22 protein-coding genes and 1 pseudogene are annotated in these 26,028 nt (G+C 58.9%); 16 read left to right on the plus strand and 7 right to left on the minus strand.

From position 1 onward, the window contains the following. The first annotated feature begins 84 nt into the window (after positions 1–84). The 7 genes from hflK to AC07U5_RS06190 all read left to right on the plus strand — a co-directional run bounded on the left by hflK (position 85) and on the right by AC07U5_RS06190 (position 8,329). The gene (hflK, locus tag AC07U5_RS06160) at positions 85–1,227 is read left to right on the plus strand and encodes an FtsH protease activity modulator HflK (protein ID WP_062426558.1); all 1,143 of its coding nucleotides are present in this window, start codon (positions 85–87) and stop codon (positions 1,225–1,227) included. A 1-nt stretch (position 1,228) separates the two neighbouring features. Next, the gene (gene hflC / locus AC07U5_RS06165) at positions 1,229–2,167 is read left to right on the plus strand and encodes a protease modulator HflC (RefSeq protein ID WP_062426559.1); all 939 of its coding nucleotides are present in this window, start codon (positions 1,229–1,231) and stop codon (positions 2,165–2,167) included. A gap of 220 nt (positions 2,168–2,387) precedes the next feature. Beyond that, complete coding sequence (locus tag AC07U5_RS06170) at positions 2,388–3,935, plus strand: Do family serine endopeptidase (RefSeq protein WP_062440619.1); 1,548 nt, start codon at positions 2,388–2,390, stop codon at positions 3,933–3,935. Positions 3,936–4,315: 380 nt separating this feature from the next. Continuing rightward, positions 4,316–5,668, plus strand: a complete 1,353-nt coding sequence (locus AC07U5_RS06175) for an LLM class flavin-dependent oxidoreductase (RefSeq protein WP_494723263.1) — start codon at positions 4,316–4,318, stop codon at positions 5,666–5,668. Between the two features lie 9 nt (positions 5,669–5,677). After that, complete coding sequence (locus AC07U5_RS06180) at positions 5,678–6,526, plus strand: ABC transporter permease (RefSeq protein ID WP_494722554.1); 849 nt, start codon at positions 5,678–5,680, stop codon at positions 6,524–6,526. 45 nt (positions 6,527–6,571) lie between these two features. Further along, the gene (locus tag AC07U5_RS06185; protein WP_112521508.1) at positions 6,572–7,552 is read left to right on the plus strand and encodes an ABC transporter substrate-binding protein; all 981 of its coding nucleotides are present in this window, start codon (positions 6,572–6,574) and stop codon (positions 7,550–7,552) included. A gap of 9 nt (positions 7,553–7,561) precedes the next feature. Then, the gene (locus AC07U5_RS06190) at positions 7,562–8,329 is read left to right on the plus strand and encodes an ABC transporter ATP-binding protein (RefSeq protein WP_494722555.1); all 768 of its coding nucleotides are present in this window, start codon (positions 7,562–7,564) and stop codon (positions 8,327–8,329) included. A 119-nt stretch (positions 8,330–8,448) separates the two neighbouring features. Here AC07U5_RS06190 and AC07U5_RS06195 read toward each other — a convergent pair whose 3' ends face one another. After that, on the minus strand, positions 8,449–9,009 hold the full coding sequence (locus AC07U5_RS06195) for a GNAT family N-acetyltransferase (RefSeq protein WP_494722556.1): 561 nt from the start codon (positions 9,007–9,009) through the stop codon (positions 8,449–8,451). Continuing rightward, positions 9,006–9,896 (minus strand): phosphoserine phosphatase SerB, encoded by an 891-nt coding sequence (gene serB / locus AC07U5_RS06200; RefSeq protein WP_494722557.1) that lies wholly within the window; start codon positions 9,894–9,896, stop codon positions 9,006–9,008. The genes AC07U5_RS06195 and serB overlap by 4 nt, the downstream gene beginning before the upstream one ends. Between serB and miaA the strand changes: the two genes are divergently transcribed. Beyond that, the gene (gene miaA, locus AC07U5_RS06205) at positions 9,895–10,791 is read left to right on the plus strand and encodes a tRNA (adenosine(37)-N6)-dimethylallyltransferase MiaA (RefSeq protein WP_494722558.1); all 897 of its coding nucleotides are present in this window, start codon (positions 9,895–9,897) and stop codon (positions 10,789–10,791) included. The genes serB and miaA overlap by 2 nt on opposite strands. 173 nt (positions 10,792–10,964) lie before the next feature. Here the strand turns inward: miaA and AC07U5_RS06210 are convergent, their stop codons facing one another. Continuing rightward, the gene (locus AC07U5_RS06210; RefSeq protein ID WP_494722559.1) at positions 10,965–12,923 is read right to left on the minus strand and encodes an ATP-binding protein; all 1,959 of its coding nucleotides are present in this window, start codon (positions 12,921–12,923) and stop codon (positions 10,965–10,967) included. 387 nt (positions 12,924–13,310) lie between these two features. On the opposite strand from AC07U5_RS06210, the gene AC07U5_RS06215 reads away from it, so the two are divergent. From AC07U5_RS06215 to AC07U5_RS06225, 3 genes are all read left to right on the plus strand, one after another. After that, the gene (locus AC07U5_RS06215) at positions 13,311–15,104 is read left to right on the plus strand and encodes an acetolactate synthase 3 large subunit (protein ID WP_112521606.1); all 1,794 of its coding nucleotides are present in this window, start codon (positions 13,311–13,313) and stop codon (positions 15,102–15,104) included. Positions 15,105–15,125: 21 nt separating this feature from the next. Beyond that, the gene (ilvN, locus tag AC07U5_RS06220; protein WP_062426570.1) at positions 15,126–15,698 is read left to right on the plus strand and encodes an acetolactate synthase small subunit; all 573 of its coding nucleotides are present in this window, start codon (positions 15,126–15,128) and stop codon (positions 15,696–15,698) included. A 546-nt stretch (positions 15,699–16,244) separates the two neighbouring features. Beyond that, positions 16,245–18,086, plus strand: a complete 1,842-nt coding sequence (locus AC07U5_RS06225; RefSeq protein WP_494722560.1) for a methyl-accepting chemotaxis protein — start codon at positions 16,245–16,247, stop codon at positions 18,084–18,086. A 127-nt stretch (positions 18,087–18,213) separates the two neighbouring features. Here AC07U5_RS06225 and AC07U5_RS06230 read toward each other — a convergent pair whose 3' ends face one another. Next, positions 18,214–19,059 carry an aldo/keto reductase gene (locus AC07U5_RS06230; protein WP_494722561.1) on the minus strand — a complete coding sequence of 282 codons (846 nt, stop codon included), beginning with the start codon at positions 19,057–19,059 and terminating at the stop codon, positions 18,214–18,216. Between the two features lie 142 nt (positions 19,060–19,201). Here AC07U5_RS06230 and AC07U5_RS06235 point away from each other — a divergent pair, with 142 nt between their 5' ends. Further along, positions 19,202–19,795 carry a LysE family translocator gene (locus AC07U5_RS06235; protein WP_494722562.1) on the plus strand — a complete coding sequence of 198 codons (594 nt, stop codon included), beginning with the start codon at positions 19,202–19,204 and terminating at the stop codon, positions 19,793–19,795. Positions 19,796–19,823: 28 nt separating this feature from the next. Here the strand turns inward: AC07U5_RS06235 and AC07U5_RS06240 are convergent. Further along, positions 19,824–20,308 (minus strand): annotated as a pseudogene (locus AC07U5_RS06240) (DUF2269 family protein). A gap of 5 nt (positions 20,309–20,313) precedes the next feature. Continuing rightward, positions 20,314–21,594: an SDR family oxidoreductase gene (locus AC07U5_RS06245; protein WP_494722563.1), complete on the minus strand. Its 1,281-nt coding sequence runs from the start codon at positions 21,592–21,594 to the stop codon at positions 20,314–20,316. 139 nt (positions 21,595–21,733) lie between these two features. Between AC07U5_RS06245 and AC07U5_RS06250 the strand changes: the two genes are divergently transcribed. After that, positions 21,734–22,861 carry an ATP-dependent DNA helicase gene (locus AC07U5_RS06250; RefSeq protein ID WP_062426576.1) on the plus strand — a complete coding sequence of 376 codons (1,128 nt, stop codon included), beginning with the start codon at positions 21,734–21,736 and terminating at the stop codon, positions 22,859–22,861. 25 nt (positions 22,862–22,886) lie between these two features. On the opposite strand, the gene AC07U5_RS06255 is transcribed toward AC07U5_RS06250, so the two are convergent. Beyond that, positions 22,887–23,558 (minus strand): MerR family transcriptional regulator, encoded by a 672-nt coding sequence (locus AC07U5_RS06255; RefSeq protein WP_494722564.1) that lies wholly within the window; start codon positions 23,556–23,558, stop codon positions 22,887–22,889. A 204-nt stretch (positions 23,559–23,762) separates the two neighbouring features. Here AC07U5_RS06255 and AC07U5_RS06260 point away from each other — a divergent pair, with 204 nt between their 5' ends. The 3 genes from AC07U5_RS06260 to AC07U5_RS06270 all read left to right on the plus strand — a co-directional run bounded on the left by AC07U5_RS06260 (position 23,763) and on the right by AC07U5_RS06270 (position 26,023). After that, the gene (locus tag AC07U5_RS06260; RefSeq protein ID WP_312809082.1) at positions 23,763–23,897 is read left to right on the plus strand and encodes a hypothetical protein; all 135 of its coding nucleotides are present in this window, start codon (positions 23,763–23,765) and stop codon (positions 23,895–23,897) included. A gap of 1 nt (position 23,898) precedes the next feature. Beyond that, positions 23,899–24,654, plus strand: coding sequence for a pyridoxine 5'-phosphate synthase (locus AC07U5_RS06265; RefSeq protein ID WP_312809083.1), 756 nt, complete (start codon positions 23,899–23,901; stop codon positions 24,652–24,654). Positions 24,655–24,736: 82 nt separating this feature from the next. Further along, entirely contained in the window at positions 24,737–26,023 is a 1,287-nt protein-coding gene (locus AC07U5_RS06270) for an NAD(P)/FAD-dependent oxidoreductase (RefSeq protein WP_494722565.1), read from the plus strand. The last annotated feature ends 5 nt before the right edge of the window (positions 26,024–26,028 follow it).

The following is a 26,028-nucleotide window of genomic DNA, read 5'->3' on the forward strand; positions in this document are numbered from 1 at the left end:
TTATAACGAGGACGATATTCCCGCCGGCATCGCAAAAGCGCGTTGGAGAGGGAGCGGGAAAGTTTTTATAACAAAGAGGTATGAATGCCCTGGAGCAATCAGAATGGCGGCGGTGGCCCTTGGGGCGGCGGCGGCGGTAATAGTGGCGGCGGCGGAGGAAACAACCAGGGTGGACCTTGGGGACAAGGGCCAAACCGGCCACGCGGCGGTGGCGGAGGCGGCGGTAACGGCAATGGCGGCCCGCCCGATCTGGAAGAAATCATCCGTCGCAGTCAGGATCGTTTCAAGCGCATGCTGCCGGGCGGCTTCAATGGTGGCGTCGTGGCCATCCTTGTTCTCGTGGTTCTTGCCTTTATCGGCATTCAGTCCATCTACACCGTCCAGCCGGACGAGCGCGGCGTAGAACTTCGTTTCGGCAAGCCGAAGAACGAAGTGTCGATGCCGGGTCTGCACTATCACTTCTGGCCTATCGAGACTGTCGAGATCGTCAAGGTGACAGAGCAGCAACAGAATATCGGTGCACGTGCGACGTCTTCGTCGGCTGCCACCGGCGTGATGCTGACCGGCGACCAGAATATCGTCAACGTCCAGTTCTCGGTTCTCTACACGGTCTCCGATCCGAAATCATATCTCTTCAACGTCGATACGCCGGCTGAAACCCTTCAGCAGGTGTCTGAAAGCGCGATGCGCGAAGTCGTTGGTCGCCGTCCGGCGCAGGATATTTTCCGTGACAATCGTCAGGCGATTGCCGCCGATGTTCGCTCCATCATTCAGGCGACGATGGACAGCTACGGTGCCGGTATCTCCATCAATGCGGTTGCGATCGAGGATGCGGCACCGCCGCGCGAAGTCGCCGATGCTTTCGATGAAGTGCAGCGTGCCGAACAGGATGAAGATCGCTTCGTGCAGGAAGCCAACCAGTATGCCAACCAGAAGCTTGGTGCGGCACGCGGTCAGGCAGCCCAGATCGTCGAAGAGGCGAACGCTTACAAGAGCCGTGTCGTCAACGAATCTCAGGGTGAGGCTCAGCGCTTCATCTCGATCTACGACCAGTACCAAACGGCACCGGAAGTGACCCGCGAGCGCATGTTCATCGAAACGATGGAGCAGGTCCTCAAGGGTTCGAACAAGATCATCATCGATGAAAAGCAGGGCGTGGTGCCATATCTGCCTCTGAATGAAATGATGCGCGGCAATACCGGCGCAGCACAGCAGGGAGGCAACTGATATGAGCAATCGTCTTACGGCAATTCTCGTTGGCCTCGCGATCCTGTTCTTCCTCGTCTACTCCTCGGTCTTCGTCGTGAATGAGCGGCAGCAGGCAATCGTCGTCCGCTTCGGTCAGATCCAGGATGTGAAGACGCAGCCGGGCCTTTACTTCAAGCTGCCATTCGCCTTCATGGATGCCGATCGCGTTCAGTATATCGAAAACCGCGCGCTGCGCTTCGACCACGACAATATTCGTGTTCAGGTTTCGGGCGGCAAGTTCTACGAAGTCGATGCTTTCGTGGTCTATCGCATCACCGATGCACGTCGCTTCCGCGAAACCGTGTCGGGCGATCAGCTCTCGGCTGAAACGCGTCTGCGCACGCGTCTCGATGCATCGCTTCGCCGGGTCTACGGTCTGCGTGGCTTCGAATCCGCGCTGTCGGATGCCCGCGCATCGATGATGCAGGAAGTGCGTGACGATCTGCGTCCTGACGCCGAGTCGCTCGGTATCAGCATCGTCGACGTCCGCATCCGTCGTACGGACCTGACGCAGGAAGTCTCACAGCAGACCTTCGAGCGCATGAAGTCTGAGCGTCTGGCGGAAGCCGAACTGATCCGCGCCCGCGGTAACGAAGAGGGCCAGCGTCGCCGCGCTATCGCCGATCGTCAGGTCGTCGAGCTTGAATCCGATGCCCAGCGCCAGTCCGAAGTGCTGCGCGGTGAGGGTGATGCCGAACGCAACCGCATCTTCGGTGAAGCCTTCCAGCGTGACCCGGCCTTCTTCGAGTTCTATCGCTCGATGACAGCCTACACCAACGCGCTGACGGGTAACGGTACGACCCTGGTTCTTTCGCCAGATTCGACCTTCTTCCGCTATTTCAACAATATCAACGGCACGCAGCCGCAGGGTGCAGCACCCGCAGCTCCGCCAGCGCCGGCACAGGCGCCAGCGAACTGATTGTTGGATATGTGAGACTGAAAAGGCCGCCTCGAGCGGCCTTTTCTTATGGAAGAAAATAGGTGTGATCGTCGGGGCTTTACGATAGGCCTGCATTTGCAGTGGAAGGAGCGCGAAGATTCGCGTGCTCTTCACGAAAAGGTTTTTCACACTTCATCATTCCGCCTTATGCTTGGCTACTAAAGCTTGAGGCTACTATTTGCAGATGCGAGGACGCTTGATGCCCGTGACCCGATTTTCGCCCTTCCGCAGCAGCGTTGCCGGTCTGGCCGCCTTTGCCATCGTGACCGGTGGTGTGGCTGTGCCGGTAGGCGCGATGGCGCAGACCAATGGGCCAGCTTCCGTGGCCGATCTCGCGGCGCCGCTTCTTGATGCGGTGGTGAATATTTCGACATCGCAAAGCGTCAAGGCGGAGGGCAAGGGGCCGACGCCGCCGCGTATCCCGGATGGTTCACCCTTCCAGGAGTTCTTCAAGGACTATTTTGACAACCAGAAGCCGGAGAGCGGGGAGAAGGTCAATTCGCTCGGCTCCGGCTTCGTCATCGATCCGGCGGGTTACGTCGTCACCAACAATCACGTCATCGAAGGCGCTGACGATATCGAGGTGATCTTCCCCAATGGTACCAAGCTCAAAGCGAAGCTCGTGGGAACCGACACCAAGACGGACTTGTCCGTTCTGAAGGTCGAGCCGAAAGCGCCGCTGAAGGCGGTGAAGTTCGGGGATTCCCGCACCATGCGCATCGGCGACTGGGTTATGGCGATCGGCAATCCTTTCGGCCTCGGCGGCTCGCTGACCGTCGGCGTTGTTTCGGCCCGCGGCCGCAACATCAATGCCGGTCCCTATGACAACTTCATCCAGACGGATGCCGCCATCAACAAGGGCAACTCCGGTGGTCCGCTCTTCAACATGAAGGGTGAAGTCATCGGCATCAATACGGCGATCATTTCCCCAAGCGGTGGCTCGATCGGTATCGGCTTTGCCGTACCAACCGAGCTTGCGCAAAACATCGTGCAGCAGCTGATCGAGTTCGGCGAAACCCGGCGCGGCTGGCTTGGCGTGCGCGTTCAGCCGGTCACCGACGATATTGCCTCCAGCCTTGGCATGGACACCGCCAAGGGCGCGCTGATTTCCGGCGTTGTGAAGGGCGGTCCGGTTGAGAACGGGCCGATCAAGCCCGGTGATGTGGTGCTGAATTTCGATGGCAAGCCAATCCAGGAGATGCGCGACCTGCCGCGGATCGTGGCCGAAAGCCCGGTGGGCAAGGAAGTCGATGTCGTGGTGCTCCGCGACGGCAAGGAAGAGACGGTCAAGGTCAAGCTCGGTCAGTTGCAGGATAGTGCCGAAGATCAGCAGCCCGGTGCCGGCAGCGACGACGCCATGCCTGAAGATGGTGAGGGTGGCGAAATGACCGCGCCTGAGCAGAAGAACGGCGAGACCGAGCAGCAGGCGCCCGATACACGCGAGGCAGCACAGACGGTGCTCGGCATGAACCTCGTGACGCTGACCGACGAGTTGAAGACCGAGAAGGGCGTCGCCGAAAGCGTCGAGGGCGTCTATGTGGCAAGCGTTGCGCCGGGTTCCATTGCAGAGCAGAAGGGCGTCAAGGCGGGCGATGTAATCGTCGAAGTCGGACAGGATTTCATGGAAGTTCCCGGCGACGTGATGGTACGCGTCAATGGCCTGAAGTCTGCTGGACGCAAGAATGCGCATATGATGATTGCCGATGCGCAAGGTAATCTGCGTTTCGTCGCGATACCGCTGGAATAGTCTGCTCCACGCCAAGCGTTGTGCTTGGTGAGCTTGAATTGAACGGGCTGTCTTTTTTGTTGGCGGCTTACAAATTGAAGGCCGGAACATCGGATATGATGTTCCGGCCTTTTTTGTCTTGAGGTTGGCTGCCACGCCGTTGACACGGAGTTGCATGAGCTCCTCCACTGCCGAACATATTTTGCGCTCGTTCTGCCTCTGCGCTCAAGAACAGAAATATTTTTGCTCATGATGCGTAACAGAGCAATCTCCTTTCTATATAAAAATAGTAGACAATGTAGGGTTCTTCTCAAGCGGCACGTGGTGAACGGGTGCTGCAGCTGGATGGTCCGCTTCTCTGCCTGAAGGCAGATGCGGCAAAGCTTCAAAGCGAGGAACCAATGGCACGCAAGATCAGACTGGGCGCATTCCTGCCGGGCGGTGGACAGCATATCGCATCATGGCGTCATCCCGATCAGCCGGTGGATGGCGCGGTGAGCTTCGAGTTTCACAAGCAATTGGCGCAAACCGCCGAACGTGGATTGTTCGACGCCTATTTCCTGGCAGACAATCTGGCTGTCGGCTTTGGTGGCGCGCGGGAAGGTGGCAATGCCAGGGTGGCGGGTTTTGAACCGACGACGCTGTTCTCGGCGCTGGCGCCTTTCACCAAGAACCTTGGCTTCATCGCCACCTCGTCAACCACCTATGAAGAGCCTTATCTGACCGCGCGCAAGTTTGCGTCTCTGGATCTGATTTCCGGCGGCCGGGCAGGTTGGAACGTGGTGACGACCACTGGCGATTCCGCCGCACAGAACTTCAATCTGGACACCCAACTGCCCCATGCCAGCCGCTACAAGCGCGCTGCCGAGCATGTGGATGTCGTCAAGGCGCTGTGGGACAGTTTCGAGGATGATGCCTTTGTCCGCGATGTCGAAAGCGGCGTCTTCTATGACAAGGCCAAGCTGCACGAGACCAATCATCGCGGTGAGCATTTTCAGGTGCGCGGTCCGCTGAACGTGCCGCGCTCGCCGCAGGGTCACCCCGTCATCGTTCAGGCGGGGCAGTCCGAAGATGGCCGCGATCTGGCGGCCGCGACCGCCGAGGTGATCTTCACCGCGCACCAGCATATCGAGACGGCCCAGGAGTTTTATCGCGACATCAAGACACGCGCTCGCCGTCTTGGCCGAGATCCGAACCATATTCTCGTCATGCCGGGTGTGTCGCCCTTCGTTGGCAGAACCCTGGCGGAAGCGCAGGAGAAATATGAAAGGCTGACCTCGTTCATCCTCGAGGACGACGGCGTCGGTCTTCTGAACGGTCTGACGGGCGGCACGCTGGACCTTAAAGGCTACGATCTCGATGGACCGCTCCCTGTCGCGCCGCCGACGGAAGGGATGAAGAGCCGGCAGGCGCTGCTGCGTCAGATTGCCGACGAGAACAACTTCACCATCCGCCAACTCTATCAGTGGGTCGCTTCTGCCCGTGGCCACTACACGATCGTCGGTACGCCGGAAACCATCGTCGACACGCTGCAGGAGTGGTTCGAGAACGAGGCCGCCGACGGTTTCAACATCCTGCCGCCATGGCTTCCGACTGCGCTCGACGATTTCGTCGATCTCGTCATTCCCGAATTGCAGCGTCGCGGGCTCTTCAGGACGGAATATGAAGGGACGACTCTTCGCGAGAATCTCGGCCTGCCATATCCCGTCAATCGCTGGTCTGTAGAGCGGCCAGTTGCCCAGGCAGCGGAGTGAGGTGCGATCATGTCCTATGACGAAGTAAAGTCCACGCATTCAGGGGTTCTGGATTATCGGGGCGAGAAGCCAGCACCCGTCGCTCTACAGGTGGCGAACCGATACGTCGCGCCGTTCCTCTCCCGCTACGGGCTCGTGCTTGGTTTTCTGGCAGCCTGGCAAATTTCGAGCACGCAGGGGTGGATCAACCCGGCGGTCTTTCCGCGGCTCGACATCATCGTCGCCGCTCTGTGGAAGGGCATTGTCGGCGGGGCGCTGATCGATGACATCGCTATCAGCCTCCAGAGATCTGGCATTGCCTTTGCAGCGGCTGTCGCCATCGGCATTCCGCTCGGCCTTTTCATGGGGCAAGTGGCGGCCGTTGAGCGCGCGCTCGACCCGCTGCTGCAATTCTTCCGCCAGACCTCGGCGCTCGCCCTCTATCCTGTCTTCATTCTGATGCTGGGGCTGGGTGAAGCATCCAAGGTCTTCGTCATCTTCTGGGCAACGCTCTTTCCGATCCTGCTGTCCACCATTGGCGGCGTGAAGGAAGTGGATCGCAAGCTGATCGAAATGGCGCGCACCTATGGCGCAGGACCGATCGCGATCTTCCGCCGTGTGGTGTTGCCTGCTTCCGTGCTGGCGATTTTCGTCGGCTTGCGTCTTTCCGCCACCACCGCGCTCCTCCTGCTCATCGCTGCCGAGATGATCGGTGCGAATAAGGGTGTCGGCTTCCAGGTGATGAACGCCCAGTACAATTTCCAGATTCCGCTGATGTATGCGTCGATCCTTCTTCTGGCGCTTCTCGGGCTCGCGGCCAATGCCGGGCTCGTGCTGCTCCAGCGCAAGCTTTGCCGCTGGTCTGCGCCGTCCCATTGATCCCCGCATCGATCCCCGTTTTTTTCAAATTCAAAGGATAAGACCATGACGTTCCATTCCCGCAAGCTGCTGCTCTCGGCAGCCATCCTTTTCGGTCTGACCAACATCGCCTCGGCGGAAGAGGTGAAGCTGCGCTATCTCGCAAGCCAGGGCGGTCTTGCCGCCCATGAGCTTGCCGAAAAGCTCGGCTACTTCAAAGGTACCGGTGTGAGCTTTGAAAATGTCGGCTATGCCCAAGGTGGCCCGGCCTCACTCTTTGCTCTTGCTTCCGGTGATGTCGAAATCGGCAGCGCTGCGACATCCGCCGTGTTGAACTCGATTGCCGGCGGAAACGACTTCGTCGCCGCCTATCCGTCGAATGGCATCAACGATCAGGTCCAGTCGGTCTTCTACGTTCTGGATGACAGCCCGATCAAGTCGATCAAGGATATTGCCGGCAAGACGATTGCAGTGAATACGCTTGGCGCCCATCTGGACTACACGATCCGCGAGGCACTGCATTCGCAGGGACTGCCGGTCGATGCGGCAAAGCCGGTGGTCGTGCCGGGACCGCAGCTGGAGCAGGTGCTTCGCTCCAACCAAGTGGACATCGCCGCCTTCGGCTACTGGCAGACGACCTTCGAAGGGCTAGCGAAGACGCATGGCGGTATCCGGCCGGTTTTCGATGACACGGATGTTCTCGGCGATATTGCCGGCGGCTTCGTGGTCTTGCGCCGCGATTTCATCAAGGCGCATCCAGAAGCGGCCAAGACCTTCGTCGAACAGTCTCAACGCGCGCTTGATTACGCGCGCGAACATCCGGAGGAAACCAAGGCAATATTTGCCAAGGCCCTGGAAGAGCGCGGCGAAAATCCCGAACTGGCGAAGTATTTCCTCGGTTATGGCGTCCGCCCCGGCGGGAAGGCTGTCGATCGCGACCTGCAGTTCTGGATCGACGTGCTGACGCGCGAAGGCAAGGTAGAGCAGGGCCAGCTCTCGACGGAGAAGATCCTCTATTCGCCTGAAACCGCGACCGCCAGCAATTGAGGTGACGTGATGAGTGCCGTGCAATCGTTACGGGGAGAGGTGGCGATCCGCCACCTCTCCAAATCCTACCAGTTGAACGGCAAGCCGTTCCAGGTGCTGAAAGACTTGAACCTGACGATCCGATCCGGCGAGAGTCTGGCGATCGTCGGCGCCAGCGGTTCGGGCAAGACGACACTGCTGAGGGTGCTGGCTGGGCTTGAAGAGGCCGATCGTGGTGATGTGCTGATCGATGGAAACGCGGTGCGTGGCGTCGGTCGTGAGAGGGCGGTGATTTTTCAGGAGCCGCGGCTTCTGCCTTGGTTGACCGTGCTTGACAATGTTGCCTTCGGGCTCGAGACGCAAGGATTGAGCCGGGAAGAGGCACGCAGCCGCGCCCGTCGCTACATCAACCTCGTTGGCCTGCAGCAGTTCGAAAGTGCCTATCCGCGGCAGCTCTCCGGCGGCATGGCGCAGCGTGTGGGCATTGCCCGCGCTCTCGCCGTTCAGCCGGAAATCCTGCTTCTGGACGAGCCGCTCGGCGCGCTGGATGCGATGACAAAAATCGGCATGCAGCAGGAATTGGCAAGGATCTGGCGCGAGGAAGACGTGACCACGGTTCTCGTGACGCATGATCTCGAAGAGGCGATCTATCTCGCTGACCGGATTCTGATCCTGCCACGGGAAAAGGGCGCGACACCCCGTCTGATCGATGTCGATCTTCCGCGCCCTCGTGATCGCAGTTCAGCTGCCTTCGTTCGCCAGCGCGAGGAGCTGCTCAATCTCTTCGGTCTTCACTAAAGCGCGGCGCGACCTTTCAGATTCGCTGTCGCGCTTTGCATTCTTGTTGTTCGCATGTCGTCATCGCAACACCGCTGCACAGTCTTGCTTGCACCATGCGTTGGCGAGGAGGCGTGACGTTATCGCGCGCGCCACTCCTCCAGCGTCAGCGCGTAGGTCACGTGGGGCCTCAGATGCGGATGTGTCTCTTCCGGCACGCGCGGATGATCGAAATCGCGTGAGGGGTTACGTTTCAAACCAATGCGCTTCATCACCGCGGTGGAACGATGGTTATTGTGGACGGCGAAAGAGACGACCTCTGTAAGGCGCTTGTCGTCGAAAGCCATGGCCAGCAGCGCTTTGGCCGCCTCGGTCACATAGCCCTTTCCCCAGTATCGGGTAGCAAGTCGCCAGCCGATTTCCATGGTGCCGGGCGCAAAGACGTCGTCGACCGTGACGGGGGCGACGCCGCAAAATCCCATGGGTTCGCCGGTCTCGCGATTTTCCATGGCATAGAAACCGAAGCCGGTGGCGTGGATCATGGCATTGATCCGATCCATCATGGCGTCGGATTCTTCATCGCTCCGACGAACGGCAAAGAACTCCATAACCTCGGGATCGGCATTGATCTCGCGGAAGAGGGCGCGGTCGCTGTCCTTCCAGTCGCGCAGGATGAGGCGCGGTGTGCCGTGAATGATCATGCGGTAACGAAATCCGACTTGCGATAGCCCTGGAGATAAAGAAGGGCGGTCAGATCGCCGTGATCGATGCGGATCTTTGCTTCGGCTGCGACGGCAGGCTTGGCATGGAGTGCCACACCGCTACCAGCAAGGTGAAGCATGCCGAGATCGTTTGCGCCATCGCCAACGGCCAGCGCATCTTCCGGCGAGATACCGAGCGTGTCGGCAATGTCGATCAGGGCGTCGACCTTGGCCTGCTTGCCGAGGATGGGTTCGGCCACGGTGCCGTCCAGTTGTCCGTCCTGCTCACCCAGAATGTTGGCACGATTTTCCTGGAAGCCGATCATGTCCGCGACGCGTGTGGTGAACACGGTGAAGCCACCGGAAACGAGCGCGGTATAGTATCCCTTCGCCCTCATCGTCGCCACGAGTTCCTTGCCACCGGGGGTCAGCGTGATGCGCTTTTCAATGACCTCATCGATGACGGAGACAGGCAGGCCCTTCAGTAGCGCGACGCGCTCGCGCAGTGCAGGCTCGAAGGCGATCTCGCCATTCATTGCACGCGCGGTGATCGCCGAGACCTTGTCCTTCAATCCAACCTCGGCAGCCAGTTCATCAATGCATTCCTGGCCGATCATGGTGGAATCCATATCGGCGATCAGGATTTTCTTGCGGCGGGTGTCCTGATCCTGAATGACGATATCGATCGGCTGGCCGGCTATCGCGGAGGACAGGGTCTTGTGCGCCGCGTCCGTATCGGCGCCTTGCGGCAGCACGATATCGCAGGCAATGCCGTCTGCCAGCCAATAGAGCCCGGACGCGCCAACGGCCTGCGCCGCGGTTTCGCCAAGGGCTGGGCCGAGAACAGGATTTGACGGATTGGCGATAAGCGTGGCAACGAAAGCCATGATGAAAAACCTTGATGAACCATTCGATGCGATCCTGATAACCGGCCCGACGGCAAGCGGCAAGTCCGCGCTTGCGCTTCGTCTGGCGCGCGAACACGGCGGCGTCGTCATCAATGCAGACAGCATGCAGGTTTACGACACCCTACAGGTGCTGACGGCCCGGCCTTCGGTGGCGGAGATGGAGGGTGTGCCGCATTATCTTTACGGTCACGTCCCCGCCAACGCGCTCTATTCGACGGGTGAATGGCTGCGGGACATAACGTCACGTCTCGATGAGGTGAGGGGAAAGGGGCAGCTCCCTGTGATCGTGGGAGGCACGGGGCTCTACTTCAAGGCGCTGACCGGTGGGTTGTCGGACATGCCGGCGATTCCTGCGGAAATAAGGGAAGGGTATAGGCAGCGGCTGTTGGACGAGGGAAGCGCTGCTCTCTACCGCGAACTGGAAGCGCGAGATCCGGAGATGGCAGGGACGCTGATGCCGACGGATGGCCAACGGATCGTGCGAGCACTGGAGATTTTCGAGACGACCGGGCAATCGATCCGGTCATTTCAGACTGCAACGGGTCCGATGATCGTCAATCCCGATCGTGCGCGCAAGATCGTGGTTCTGCCGGAGCGCAGCGTTTTGCATGATCGCATCAACCGCCGTTTTGCCGGCATGATGCAAAGCGGGGCGGTTGAGGAGGTCAAGGCGCTTCTTGCTCTTGCGCTTCCCTCAGACTCGACTGCGATGAAGGCGATCGGCGTATCGCAGATTGCCGAGATGCTGGACGGTCGAATGACTGAGGCCGAGGTCATCGAGAAAGCCGCAGCGGCGACCCGTCAATATGCCAAGCGGCAAATGACCTGGTTTCGCAACCAGATGGGGCCGGACTGGCAGCGCATCATCCCGTGAGCCTCTTACCGCATCGGCCCGAAAGTCGGAATCGATTTTCGGAAAGCACGATGGGTTGATCAAGGAAGAGAGCGCGCGTCACGATCTCTCAGATTCGCTTCCTGCGCTATAGTCTTTGTTGTGTCGCATGTCGTTATCGCAAAACCGGTGCACAGTTTTGCGTGGACCATGCTTCAGTCCTTCTTGTAGAGGCTTCCCAGAGGTTTCTTCAGCAAGGTCTCGCGAATGGATGAGCGTGTCTCATTGGTGAAGAACGGGCGGGTGGTGTCCGGCGCTGGAGAGGCTGGTGGCTCCGGTTCCGGCTTCGATGCGGCGGCTTTGTTGATACGCGGAAGCATGTCGGGACGGTAGGGTTCGCAGTCTCCGCCGTTGGTCTCGGACGAGTCATAGGTCCAGCCCCCCATCTCGACCTCGCCGACATCCTTGGCAACCGTTGCCTCATAGCTCTGCCGGAAGCCGGAGATATCCGGGCCCGAGATTGCGCGCATCCTTTTTACGATGGAGCGCAGGTCCACATTGTCTGGCACATCTTCATGGTGGTGGCTGATGATGCCATTTGCCTTTGGCAGCATGTGCGGCGGCAGGCGGTTGAAGCGCATGCGCATCGGCACGTTGATCGCTTCGCCGAAGGCAATCGCTTCGCCATTGCCAAGCGAGGACAGGAAGCTGATCGTCGACGTCGATGAATTGGAAATCGCCGAGCGGATGATCTCCTGGTCGTTGTCGTTGGACAGGCGCATGGCAAAGACCGTGGAGCACTGCGACAGGATCGTCTGGTCGAGTTCACCGGGGCGCTGCGTGATGATGCCAAGCGAGACGCCGTATTTGCGGCCTTCCTTGGCGATGCGGGCGATGGCCTGGCGCGTTGGGAAGAAGCCGAGTCCCGGATTGGCCGGAACGTAGCGGTGCGCCTCTTCGCAGACCACCAGAGTATGGATCGAGCCTTGGCCCCAAAGCGCCAATTCGAAGGCCATGCGGCAGAGAACCGAGGCGACGGAGTTGACGACTTCAGACGGGATGCCGGCGAGCTGGAATACCGAAATCGGCTTGCCATCTCCCGGCACGCGGAAGATATGCGCCACCGTCTCCATGATCGTGTCACTGATGGTGCTGTTGGAGAACATGAAGTGGTAGCGCGGATCGTTGATCGCCGCCATGATGCGCAGCTTGAGGGTGCGAAGGACAGGCTTTTCTCCGCGCCCCTCCAGCCGTCCGATGCGCTCGTCGATAAGCGCCAGAAGATCGGCAATACGGTATGGGACCGGCGTGTCGGCGGTCAGTGCGGTTTTTTCCGAGGCACGACGCATGGTCGAGGCGTCGGTTCCGCGGAAAGCGCGCTTGGCTTCCGGGATGAGATCGCGCAGGACATCCAATTCGTCGGCAGGCGGCTCTTGCCCACGAAACAACACTTCGGTGAACTCTTCGAGCTTCATCAGCCAGAAGGGCAGATCCAGCGTATCGGTGTCGATGACGACGGAAGTGTTGGGAAAGGCCGCGGCAAATTCATTATGTGGATCGAGGACCAGCACCCGGAGCTTGGGGTCCTTCTCGATGGCCTTGTTAAGAAGCAGGGTGACCGCTGTCGTTTTGCCGACGCCGGTGGAGCCGACCACGGCAAAGTGCTTGGAGAGCATTTCCGGAATATTGACGATGGCATCGACGCTCTGATCCTGGCTCAGATGACCGATGATGCAGCTGCCTCTCGCGCTATTCTCATAGATGCGGACGAGGTCGCTGGAGCGGATGCGGTGCGCGATGGCGCCGAGATAGGGATAGCGGGTGATGCCGCTTGTAAATTGTTCGATGCCTTCTGGCGTGGAGTAGATTTCACCGAGCAGTTCGACATCGATGAGCAGCGTGTTCGGTTCGCGTTCGGACCAGAGCGGGCCATCGACATTCATGGCATAAGTGAGGGCCGCGACACGGGTTTCACCGAGATCAATGGAGATGAGGCGCCCGACGGACCACAACTGAGCAAAGCTTGGATTGGCGCTATCGGTGGTGACGGAGATTCTGGCTTTCGAGCCGCTGCAGAAGATCACGCGTCCGAGCATGCGGTTGCCCGCTGTCTGAGCGTCGCGGCGGTCGTGATTTCCAGCTTTCGCCGATGTCTGCAGATCTTCGTTAAGCACGTGTTGTCCCTGCCAGGTCGATGCCGATGTCTTCACAAGGCCGTCTTTTTCTTGTCGGCAGGTTATAGACCTCCTGGCTTTAACAAGTGGTGTAATGCTCGCGCATTTTTATTGCGTTGGCGGGCGGTCCGCGGCAATAAAGTTAAGAACCGGTGCATTTTCTCGGCATTTTGCGTTGACGCCAATCCGGTTTCTGTCTAACACTCCGCTCCATGAAAAATCTTAACGTACTTATCGTGGTGGGACGGCGCATGGGCAGGATGGTGTAACCATCCGGCGAAAGCACCCATGCGCTGAACGAGGCTCCTCTAGGGGCCTTTTTTTATGTCTCCACTTGGGCGGTCACGCTCAGCGATATCCAAGAGCCAAATCGGGATGGAACAGGCAATGACGGATAAGGATACTACGGACAACAGCAATCGCATGACCGGCGCGGAAATCGTTTTGCGCGCGCTCAAGGACAATGGCGTCGAGCATATTTTCGGCTATCCGGGCGGTGCAGTTCTCCCGATCTATGACGAGATTTTCCAGCAGGAAGAAATCCAGCACATCCTGGTTCGCCACGAACAGGGTGCCGGCCACGCTGCGGAAGGTTACGCGCGCTCCACCGGCAAGGTCGGCGTCATGCTCGTGACGTCCGGTCCAGGTGCGACGAACGCTGTTACGCCTTTGCAGGATGCGCTGATGGACAGCATTCCGCTCGTCTGCATCTCCGGCCAGGTTCCCACCACGCTGATCGGCTCCGATGCCTTCCAGGAATGCGATACCGTCGGCATTACGCGCCCCTGCACCAAGCACAATTGGCTCGTCAAGGACGTCAACGAGTTGGCGGGCATCATTCATGAAGCCTTCCGCATTGCTCAGACGGGTCGCCCGGGCCCGGTCGTCGTCGACGTTCCCAAAGACATCCAGTTCGCCACCGGCACCTATACGCCACCATCCGCTGCCATTCAGCAGAAGAGCTATACGCCGAAGGTTCAGGGCGATTTGAACGCCATCCACGCGGCAATCGAACTGATGTCGAAGGCGAGACGCCCGGTTTTCTATACCGGCGGCGGTGTCGTCAATTCCGGTCCGGAAGCCACCCGGCTGCTGCGCGAGTTGGTCGAGCTGACTGGTTTCCCGATCACCTCCACCCTGATGGGTCTCGGCTCTTATCCCGCCTCCGGGGACAAGTGGCTGGGCATGCTCGGCATGCATGGTTCTTACGAAGCCAACATGACCATGCATGATTGTGACGTCATGGTCTGTATCGGCGCGCGTTTCGACGACCGTATTACCGGCCGGCTGAATGCCTTTTCGCCCAATTCCAAGAAGATCCACATCGATATCGATCCGTCCTCGATCAACAAGAATGTTCGCGTCGACGTTCCGATCATCGGCGATGTCGGTCATGTTCTGGAAGATATGGTTCGTCTGTGGCGGGCACTGCCTGCCAAGCCTGAAAAGGCGCAGACAGCAGAGTGGCATAGCCAGATCGCTCGCTGGCGGGCGCGCAACTCGTTTGCCTACAAGAATTCCAACGACGTCATCATGCCGCAATATGCGCTGGAGCGTCTGTCGGAAGCGACTAAGGGGCACGATACCTACATCACCACCGAAGTCGGCCAGCACCAGATGTGGGCGGCACAGTTCCTCGGCTTCGAACAGCCGAACCGCTGGATGACCTCCGGTGGCCTCGGCACGATGGGTTACGGCTTTCCGGCCGCCATCGGCGTTCAGGTCGCTCATCCGGATGCGCTGGTCATCGACGTTGCCGGTGACGCCTCGATCCAGATGTGCATTCAGGAAATGTCCTGCGCCATCCAGTACAATCTGCCGGTCAAGATCTTCATTCTGAACAACCAGTATATGGGCATGGTCCGCCAGTGGCAGCAGCTGCTGCACGGCAACCGTCTGTCGAACTCCTATACCGAAGCGATGCCGGATTTCGTCAAGCTGGCGGAAGCCTACGGCGCTGTCGGCATGTATTGCGACGATCCGAAGGAGCTGGACGACAAGATTGCCGAGATGATTGCGGTGAAGAGACCGGTGATTTTCGATTGCCGCGTTGCCAATCTTGCCAATTGCTTCCCGATGATTCCGTCTGGTAAGGCACATAACGAGATGCTGCTGCCGGATGAAGCAACGGACGAAGCCGTCGCCAATGCCATCGATGCCAAGGGCCGCCAGCTCGTTTAAGCGTGGGAAGAGGATAAAGACATGAACGCACACCTACAGCCCACCGGCTCCGCATACTTCATCCAGACGGAAACGGCGATGGTGGAAAACCACACGCTTTCCGTTCTCGTCAACAACGAGCCGGGCGTCCTTGCCCGCGTGATCGGCCTGTTTTCCGGCCGTGGCTACAACATTGAAAGCCTGACGGTTTCGGAGACCGAGCACGAGGCGCATCTGTCGCGCATCACCATCGTGACGCGTGGTACGCCTGGTGTCCTGGAGCAGATCAAGGCGCAGCTTGAGCGGATCGTTCCTGTTCACCGCGTGGTGGATCTGACGGTGCGTGCCCGCCAGGCCGGGCAGGAGCGTCCAATCGAACGCGAAGTAGCGCTTATCAAGGTCGCAGGACGCGGCGAAGATCGCGCGGAGACATTGCGCCTTGCGGATGCCTTCCATGCCAAGGTGGTGGACGCGACGCTCGATCACTTCATTTTCGAGATCACCGGCAAGTCCTCCAAGATCGATCAGTTCGTTTCGATCATCAAGCCGCTCGGCCTGATCGAGATTTGCCGTACCGGCATTGCGGCGATGAACCGCGGTCCGGAGGGTATGTAAGCTCTTTTGATTGTCGATCGAATGCTGAGGAAGGTCCCACTTCGTGGGGCCTTCTTTTTTGCTTGTTGCCTCGCCAGTGGGAGCGTGATGCGCCTAAGTCCCTGTCTGTCACGTGGTGGGCATCGCTCGAGCACGACCTGTCGCTGTGCGCCCTTACATCTTCCGGTGTAAATATGGAGGGCAGAGCTCTGGTATGAATGCAGGGCAGGCGAGGGTCTGCTGCTGTTGCGCGGACGCTCCTCACGTTACGTAAACTTATGATGCATAACGGTTTTTCTTGAAATTTTTGGCGCAGGGCGGGTCGATTAAACTTTTATACATTTGTTCTTTCGCATAGTGGCGGCCGTTCTTCGCGCCATGACGGTGCGTTTCATCATGATAGACAAAGCAATGATCCGTGGCCTCGGAGGGGTATCGGTTGGCGGTCGCTATTGTCATCTGCAGCCTGATTTAAGCGAGGACAAATGTCGTTTTTCGAGAACGCAAAAATTCGCACCAAGATACTGAGCCTGATACTCCCGGTTTCCCTGGTTGGTCTGGGGGGGTGTGGGCGCTGTTGCTATCAACTACAAGAATGCCGACACCGCCTATTCCGACCTCATTTCAAAGAATAGCGCCGCCACGACTGAGCTATTTCGTGCAAATACATCTCTTGTGGCCCTAGGTTACGATACGACGCTTGGTTTATTGCAAGCGGAGCAAGGCCGTAAGCCAGCCGAAATCCAGGATGATTACAAGAAAGACGTTGGTGCGCTTTTTGCCAGGCTTGAGGCAGCGCCTAAGCTTCTTCCAGAAATTAGTTCATCTCTGTCTGGCATTACCGACCGGGCACGCGCCATCGTGAAGGCCACTGATGAAGTCTGGGTGATGATGAAGAACGGCGATTTCCTGACTGCGCGCCGTAAGCTGACTGACGTCAACGCGCAAATTGCCGATTGGCGAGCCGATATCCGGGCGTTGAATGAGAATTCTCTGAAGGAGGTCGTTGATCAGTCTGACACTCTGTCCGCCCTCACCAATTCCACCATACTTTACTCTCTTATCGCACTCGGGTTGCTGTTCTCATCCGCTGTAGCCATCTCATTGCTGGTATCGTCCCGTGGAATTACCGGCCCGATCGCTCGGCTTTCCACGCGCATGGTGTCGCTTGCAGGCGGTCAGACGCGCGAAGAGGTAGACGGCATTGGTCGCAAGGACGAGGTTGGTCAAATGGCGCAGGCCGTTGCCGTCTTCCGCGAGAATGCGCTTGAGCGCATCCGTCTGGAACAGGAAGCAGATGCCAATCGCAGCCTGTCGGAGAAAGAGCGCATTGCCCGCGACGAGCAGAAGGCCAAGGAAGCCGCGGACACGCAGTTTGCCGTCGACAATCTCGCCAACGGATTGTCACGCCTGTCGGATGGCGATGTCTCTTATCGCATCAGCCAGCCTTTCGTTGCCCATCTCGATACGGTTCGCGAGAACTTCAACGCCTCTGCCGAAAAGCTTCAATCCGCTCTGACCCGCGTGGCCGAGAATGCCCGTGGCATCGATGCCGGTGCAAACGAAATCCGTGCCGCGGCCGACGATCTTGCCAAGCGCACCGAACAGCAGGCAGCCTCGGTCGAAGAAACCGCAGCGGCACTGGAAGAAATCACCACCACGGTGAAGGACTCCACCCGTCGCGCCCAGGAAGCCGGTCATCTGGTTGCCAAGGCCCGCACCGGTGCCGAACAGTCGGGTGAGGTCGTTCGCAAGGCTGTCGTTGCCATGGAGCGGATCGAGAAGTCGTCGGGTGAGATTTCCAACATCATCAGCGTCATCGATGAGATCGCCTTCCAGACCAACCTTCTGGCGCTGAATGCCGGTGTCGAAGCTGCCCGTGCCGGTGAAGCAGGCAAGGGCTTTGCGGTCGTTGCCCAGGAAGTGCGTGAACTGGCACAGCGTTCTGCCAGTGCCGCCAAGGACATCAAGGGTCTGATCTCGACGTCCAACACCCAGGTTCAGGAAGGCGTTGAGCTTGTCGGCGAGACCGGCCGTGCGCTGGAAACCATCGTGGCCGAAGTGCAGGAAATCAACCGCCACGTCATGGCGATCGTGGAAGCGGCACAGGAACAGTCCTCCGGTCTGCAGCAGATCAATACGGCTGTGAACCAGATGGACCAGGACACGCAGAAGAATGCGGCGATGGTGGAAGAGACGACGGCTGCCAGCCATGGTCTTGCCCGCGAAGCCTCTTCGCTGAACCAGCTTCTCGGCCAGTTCAAGCTGTCTGCCACCTTCGAAGCACCGATCAGAACCGCAACGCCTGCGGAACGTCCGGCATCGTCACCCGCCCGCGCGCTTGGTCGCAAGCTTGCAACCGCCTTCTCCGGCAATGCAGCCGTCAAGCAGGACTGGGAAGAGTTCTGAGAACACCCAAACGACAAGTTCAAATGATGAGGCCGGGCGTGAAGAACGCCCGGCTTTTTTGTTTCGTCTTTATGCTGCGAGCCTCAGAAATAGAATCCGCAAACGGCGCTAAGCCGATGAAATGGAATCACAACATCGCCAGTGACGTCTTTCTGGTCGGTGGCGGAAAAGCAGCATCGAGCGATGCCCAGTCCTCATCGCTGATATCGAGATCGGTCGCGCCGCGATTTTCCTCGACCCGTTCCGGCTTGGCGCTCTTGGGGATGGCAAGCACGCCGTCACGTTCCAGAAGGAAGGCGAGTGCCACCTGGGCCGGCGTTGCCTGATACGCCTTGGCGATGCGGATCAGTTCATGATTGTTGAGAATTCGCCCCTGTTCGATGGGGGAATAGGCCATGAGTGGCAGGCCCTTCTCCTGGCACCAGGGCAGGAGGTCATATTCCACGCCGCGCCGGGACAGGTTGTAAAGCACCTGGTTGACCGCGCAGTGGCGACCGTTCTCAACCTCGAACAACTCCTCCATGTCGTCCGTATCGAAATTCGACACGCCCCAGTCCCGGATCTTGCCGGACTGCTTCAACGTTTCAAATGCCGCGACCGTTTCCTCCAATGGGTGGGAGCCTCGCCAGTGGAGAAGGTAGAGATCCAGGTGATCGACACCGAGACGTTTCAGGCTGCGTTCGCAAGCCTCGATCGTTCCCGTCGCGCTGGCGTTGAAGGGATAGACCTTGCTGACGAGGAACACCTCGTCGCGCAGATCCGCAATTGCCGTCCCAACGATCTCTTCCGATCGCCCGTCGGCATACATTTCCGCCGTATCGACAACCGTCATGCCGAGCTCGACCGCTTTGCGGATGCTTGCCACCTCCTGTGCCTCTTCGGCATGGCTCTCGCCCATGTTCCAGGTGCCGATGCCGAGAGCGGGAATGTCTCTTCCCGAGGGTAGGGTCAGCGTTGGGATATCGTCATACATGAAGGCCTCCTCTTATCTTTCTCAGACAATAAACCAGAAGCAGTCCCTCTCGATCCATCAAAACTTGTGCGACATGCCATTTGAGCCGACTGCTGGTTTTCTCCCTAGCTGGTGAATAGGATGGCGCTTCAAGGGGATATTCATGACGATCGAGACTTTCATCGCGCTTCTGGTGTTTGCATTCACCACATCGATCACGCCAGGGCCGAACAATATGATGCTGTTTGCGTCCGGTGTGAATTTCGGCTTTCGCCGGACTATTCCGCACATGCTTGGTATTGGCGTAGGTTTCCTATCGTTGCTGATCGGCGTCGGGCTTGGACTTGGCGCGCTGCTGCACTCGATCCCGGTGCTCTACACCGCTTTGAAATTTGCCGGCGGCGCCTATCTCGTCTGGATGGCCTGGAAGATTGGAACGTCTCGCAGCCTGGGTGACGGAAAGGTCGGTGCAAGGCCCATGACATTTTTCGGTGCGGCTGCGTTTCAGTGGGTCAATCCAAAAGCGTGGGTGATGGCGGTCGCTGCCATGGCGACCTACACGGATGAGAGCCAGTATATGCTGACGGTCCTGCTTGTCGGTCTTGCATTTGCGGCTGTGAACCTTCCGAGCGTTTCAACATGGGCGGGGTTCGGCTCTGTGCTGCGCGAATGGCTCTCCGTTCCGGCGCGGTTGAAATGGTTCAACATCACCATGGCGGTGCTGTTGGTGCTCAGCCTTTGGCCGATGTTGAAGTGAAGCTCAAGGGCCGGCCAAGCTTCTCGCGTCATCCAATTCCGAAAGGAAGATCCGGCTTCGTCAGCATCAGCCAAACGATCGCGATGACAGCGAAGAAGGCCGGGAAGCCGCAGGCAAACCAGATTCTGTACAGTTTGAACCACTGAGGCGGTAGAGCCGAACCGGCATCTGCCGAGGCCCTGGCAATATCGCGCAGCCTGATCTGAATCCAGACGACCGGAAGCCAGAAGAGACCGACGAAGACGTAGAGTAGGAGCGAGAGCCAGACCCACCCTTGCGTCAGCGGCCAGCCTATCAGGCGTGCCAGAAGATAGCCGGTGATCGGTTGAAGGATGGCGGCCGTTGCCGTGAAGATGGTATCGGCGATCACCACCGTTTCTGCAACATGGGCAATCAGAGTCGGGTTCTCGCTGCGACGGGCCATGACCATGAAGAGGCGATGCCCGCCCCGGTTCCGAGCAGCACCGTGGCGCCGATGACATGAGCGAGGCGGAGCATGTCTTCCAGCGTCATGCGGCTTACCGTTCTTCCAGCGTCGCCAGCGCCGCCAGAGTGAGAACGATCGATGGCAGCACCTTCACAAGTGGCCCGAGCGGATCGAGCCAGAGCGACGGTTCAAGGACCGTTGCACCAAGAAGATAGAGTACCGTCAACAACAGCATTCCCTGCATGGCTCTTCTGGAAAAGCGCTTGATGAGGACGGCAAGGCCGAGGCCGATGTCGAGTACACAGGTTGCAAGTGTGAGGGCGGTGGCCGCAGATGGTGGCAGTAAGGTTAGGAAGTGGCTTGCAGCACCCTCGAGATTTGCCAGCGGAACGAGGCCGGACAGCAGCCAGAAGAGCGACAGGCAGAGAATAACGATCGGTTTCAGCAGATAGAGGCGAGCGAACCAGAGGTCCTGCACGGCAGATGGATGACGCGCCAACGTCTCGGCGGCCGTTGCGACCGAGAGCGTGTTCGTCTGTGCCTGGGTCGACACGCCTTCCGACATCACCGCCATGGCCGTGGATCGAAGCGGCGAGCGCCAGCCGAGATAACCTGCGAGATCCGCCAACATGCTGACAGGCTTGGCTATGGCGGGTGAGAGGGAAAGAAACTTTGCAGGTGGAAGGCCGAGCCATTGGCGATGCAGCGCAACGAGGTCTTTCAGCGTCACGGTCTCATCGGCTGCCAGATGCAGGTCGCTTCCCGGCGCAATGTGTCCGCTGACGGCCCGCGATACGGCCGAGGCGACATCGTTGACCGAAACAACGCGAACGGGGCTCTCCGCATGCGTGAGAGGAACGACGCGGGGCAGACCGGCGAGTGCCCGGATGAGTGCTGTGCCGCCATGGGCGTTGCGACCGATGACGAGGGCAGGGCGGAAGATGACGTGCGGCAAACCACTCGCGGCAAGGGCTTCGTCGGCGCCGCGTTTGGTCGCCAGGAACGGCAAGTTTGCAGCGGTACCGGAGGTTTGCGCGGAAATTTGAACGATGAGCCTGCCGCGTGCCAGAATGCAGGCTTCATAGAGCGCCAGCATCGCGTCCAACTGCGTGGCGGAGAGATTGTCTGCCAGACCATCTTGAAGTGCACCTGCGCAATTGACGATGACCTCATGGTCCGCCACCAGTTCTGTCCAACTGTCGGCATCCTTCATCCGCGCAAGATCACCATCGATCCAGTTGGCGAGGGGGAATTTCCGGCGGGCCGTGACGGTATTGCGCGCCAGACCGGTGACGACATGGCCGTCATTGTGCAACCTGCGAAGAATGTCCGAGCCGATGAAGCCGCTTGCACCAAGAATCAATATCTTCATGCATCTATCTAATCAAATGTGACGTGGGATGCCATTGCCAGCGTCCGCCAGTTGCGTCTTCCCGTCGCGCTCGGGCGGAACATTCTTCTTTCGTTCTTTTTCTGTTGCGCTTACGGCTCGAATCCTGCGAAGAGGATGGATGCAATTTTCTCCGCAACAGGATGAAGCCCTCAAGGCTGTTTCGCGCTGGTTGAAGGAAGGCCGTTCGCCGGTATTCCGTCTCTTCGGCTATGCCGGCACGGGCAAGACCACGCTCGCCAAGCACTTTGCCGAGCATGTCGATGGCGAGGTACTGTTTGCCGCGTTCACCGGCAAGGCCGCGCAGGTTCTGCGTTCGCGTGGCGCTTCCAATGCCCGCACCATCCACTCGCTGATCTATCGGCCGCGTGGCGAAGAAGCCGTCGAGGACGAAGAAACCGGCAAGACATCGATTGCGCCGATGTTCACCATCAATCGCCAAAGCCCGCTTGCCAAGGCCGCGCTCATCATCATCGATGAATGCTCGATGGTGGATGAGCAGCTCGGCAAGGACCTGATGAGCTTCGGCACGCCTGTTCTGGTGCTGGGCGATCCCGGGCAGTTGCCGCCGGTTTCAGGCGGTGGTTACTTCACCGAGCAGGAGCCGGATTATCTGCTGTCGGAAATCCATCGTCAGGCGAAGGACAACCCGATTATCCAGCTTGCCATGGATGTGCGAGAGGGACGCGAGATCATGCGTGGCGACTACGGCACCGCGCAGGTGATTTCCAAGTCGGAGGTGACCCAGTCTCTGGTGCTGGACGCGGATCAGGTCCTGGTCGGGACAAACCGGACGCGCAAGCGCTACAATCAGCGGCTTCGCGAGTTGAAGGGCTTTTCGGCGGAATACCCGCAATCCGGCGACAAGCTGGTATGCCTGCGCAACGACCCGGCCAAGGGTCTGCTCAATGGGTCTCTCTGGCAGGTGATGAGTTCGTCTCGGGAGACGGTCAAGCCGGGCATCAATCTGATGATCAGGCCGGAAGACGACGATATGGATCGCGGTGCGGCGAAGATCAAATTGCTCAAAGCGGCCTTCGAGGAGACGGATACGGAAATTCCGTGGTCGACGCGCAAGCGCTATGACGAGTTCGACTACGGCTATGCACTGACGGTCCACAAGGCGCAGGGTTCGCAGTGGAACAATGTCGTGCTCTTCGATGAAAGCTACGCGTTTCGCGACACGCGCGAACGCTGGCTTTACACCGCAGTGACCCGCGCGGCGGAAACGCTGACCATCGTCCGGTAGGTTTTGTGGGTCTTGTCAGTGCGTCTCAGTGTTCGATGATGCCCATTGTCAGCGCTTTTGCGACCACCTGAAAGCGGTTGTTGACGCCGAACTTTCCAAGAAGGCCTTCTTCCAGCCCGCTCAGCTCATCTGCCGACATGCCGAGGCTGCGGCTGAGGCGTGTCGATGAATAGCCTTCCGCCATCAATTCGAGGCAGTACTTTTCCTGCTCCGTCAGATTGGAAACCGTGTCGTAGACAGGCTCGGGATAGGTCTCGTCAGACACGTCCATCAGGTTGCTGATCTGGTCGATCTGGCGATGAACGGTGGAAATCTCCAGCGTCAATTCGCGCTTGCGGGTTTCAAGCGCAGTCTGGAAAATGTCGTCTGCTGCCTCCTGGGAGGGGGCATGATCAAGCCTGCCCATAATCTCCTGAATGACCGCAACCGCGACGCCGATATCGCGCAGCAGGTTGATGACGGCCATACGGCGAACGTCGTGGTGCGAATAGATGCGCATCAGCCCCATGCGGCGGGAGGAGAGGATCTTCTTCTCTTCATAAAAATGCAGAGTTCTGTGCGTGACCCCGAACAGGTTTGCCATGTCTGCGATGACGACGGGCTCTGGCGGGAGGGAAGATGGAACCTTGACGTCCGGTAGGAAGCCCTTTGAGACCTTCGATCCCGGCGCTGCGGTTGTCTCGGTTACCTTTTTCATGGATTTTCTGCTCCATGACCCGGTGGTGAGAACGACCGTATCGCGGCCATCCTGGCCCGGCATGGTCATATCCCGGACATCCAGCTCCGGCATGGCGGCTGCGCCCATATCAGTAGCGAAAGCGGCGTCTAAACTCAAATCGATATGAGAGTCTTCTAATGAAAATGATTGCGTCATGTCGGTCCCCGATCCTTAGGGGCGAAAATGCGCGCGCGTGAAGATGGTTCCACAAAAATCTCGATTTTTTTTGGTGGCTTGCAAAATGATGCGATAAGGGGAGAGATGACGTCCGATCTGGGTCGTCATGCAGCGCCCTTCACCATGAACGCCGGGGAATGAAATGTCGACCAAACTGTCCGTCAATTTGAACGCGATTGCCATGCTGCGTAACCGGCGCGACTTGCCCTGGCCGGATGTGGCGTCATTCGGACGTATCGCGCTGCAGGCGGGGGCCAGCGGACTGACGGTTCATCCACGACCGGACCAGCGCCACATCCGCTTTCTGGACTTGCCACTGCTTAGGGCGTTGATCGATGACGAGTTTCCGCAAGCCGAATTCAACATGGAAGGCTATCCCACTGAGGACTTCCTTCTGCTCTGCGAAGAAAATGAGCCGGAGCAGGTGACGCTGGTACCGGACGATCCATCGCAGGCGACCTCCGATCATGGTTGGGATTTTCGCAAGCATGGTGATTTTCTCAAGCATGTCACCTCGCGTCTGAAAGCAGGCGGCATGCGGGTTTCGCTCTTCGCCGACGGCGATGCAGACCGTTCCGTCATGGAAATGGCAGCAGCCACGGGCGCCGCGCGGATCGAGCTTTACACCGGTCCCTATGGCGGCTGCTATGATGACCCGGAAGCGGCTGAACGTTGGATTGAAAAACTCGGACAGACGGCTGATTTTGCGAAGGAATTCGGACTTGACGTCAATGCCGGACACGATCTTACCGTGGACAATCTTCCGGCGCTGGTGAAGCGCATTCCTCATCTCGCTGAGGTATCGATCGGCCACGGCCTCACGGCAGATGCTCTCGAATATGGCATGGCCGAAACGGTTCGGCGTTTTTGCCGGGCCTGCGGTCAGGCTATTTCATAACTCACGTCAATTTTTGCCCCTACAATGAAACCGCGTACAACCTGCGCGGTTTGATTTTCTGATTGTAATGAGGGCAAGTCTTGTGCAGGAACATCATGTCGTCGTCGTTGGGGGAGGCTTCGGCGGGCTACAAACTGTCCATGGTCTGAAGGGTGTGCCGACACGGATCACCCTGATCGATCGCCGCAACCACCATCTTTTTCAGCCGCTTCTTTATCAGGTCGCAACGACGGCACTCTCGACATCGGAGATCGCATGGCCCATCCGCCATCTGTTTCGCGACAGACCCGAAGTCTCGACCTTGCTTGCCGAGGTATCCGGCATTGACCGGACGAACCGCACCGTTCATCTGACCCATGGCGAGACGGTCTCCTTCGATACGCTGGTGCTCGCGACCGGTGCGCGCCACGCCTATTTCGGCAATGACGCTTGGGAGAAACATGCCCCTGGTCTGAAGACCTTGGAGGACGCAACGACAATCCGCAGGCGGTTGCTTCTTGCCTTCGAGCGTGCCGAGCTGGAGAAGACGGAGGAGGTCAAGCAGGCCTATCTCACCTTCGTCGTCATCGGCGCGGGTCCCACTGGCGTCGAGATGGCGGGCATGATCGCCGATCTCGCCAAAAAGGTTCTGCCGCCGGAGTTTCGCAACATCGATACGCGCAAGACGCGCATCATCCTCGTCGAGGCAGGCAAGCGCGTACTGCCTGCCTTTACCGAGGAGCTGTCGGAGTACAGCAAACGCGCGCTGGAAAAACTCGGCGTGGAAGTCATGCTCGGGACGCCCGTCTCGGATTGCACCGAAGAAGGCGTCAAGGTCGGCGATCATTTCATTCCCGCACGGACCATCATCTGGGGTGCTGGCGTACAGGCCTCTCCCGCCGCCCAGTGGCTCGGCGTCAAGGCGGACCGCGCCGGGCGCACCGAGGTTGGCCCTCATCTCCACATTCCAGAGGACCCGAACATTTTCGTCATCGGCGATACGGCATCCGTTCAGCAGGCAGACGGCAAGCCCGTGCCTGGCATCGCGCCTGCAGCCAAGCAACAGGGAGACCATGTCGCGAAGGTCATCAAGGCGCGACTGACGGGGAAGGCGGAGCCCGCGCCGTTCAAATATGTGCATAAGGGGAACCTTGCCACCATCGGCAAGCGAGCTGCGGTCATCGATTTCGGCAAGATCAAGCTGAAGGGCGTCATCGCCTGGTGGATATGGGGCCTTGCCCATATCTACTTCCTCATCGGAACACGCTCGAGGCTCGCCGTCGCCTGGAGTTGGCTGTGGATCTACCTCAGCGGTCAGCACAGTGCGCGTTTGATTACCCAGCGTGACACGCTGAAGGATGAGGCGCAGCCTGTGGGAAAGACTCTCTAACGAAA

The organism is Agrobacterium sp. GW821-FHT02D03 (assembly GCF_059421725.1).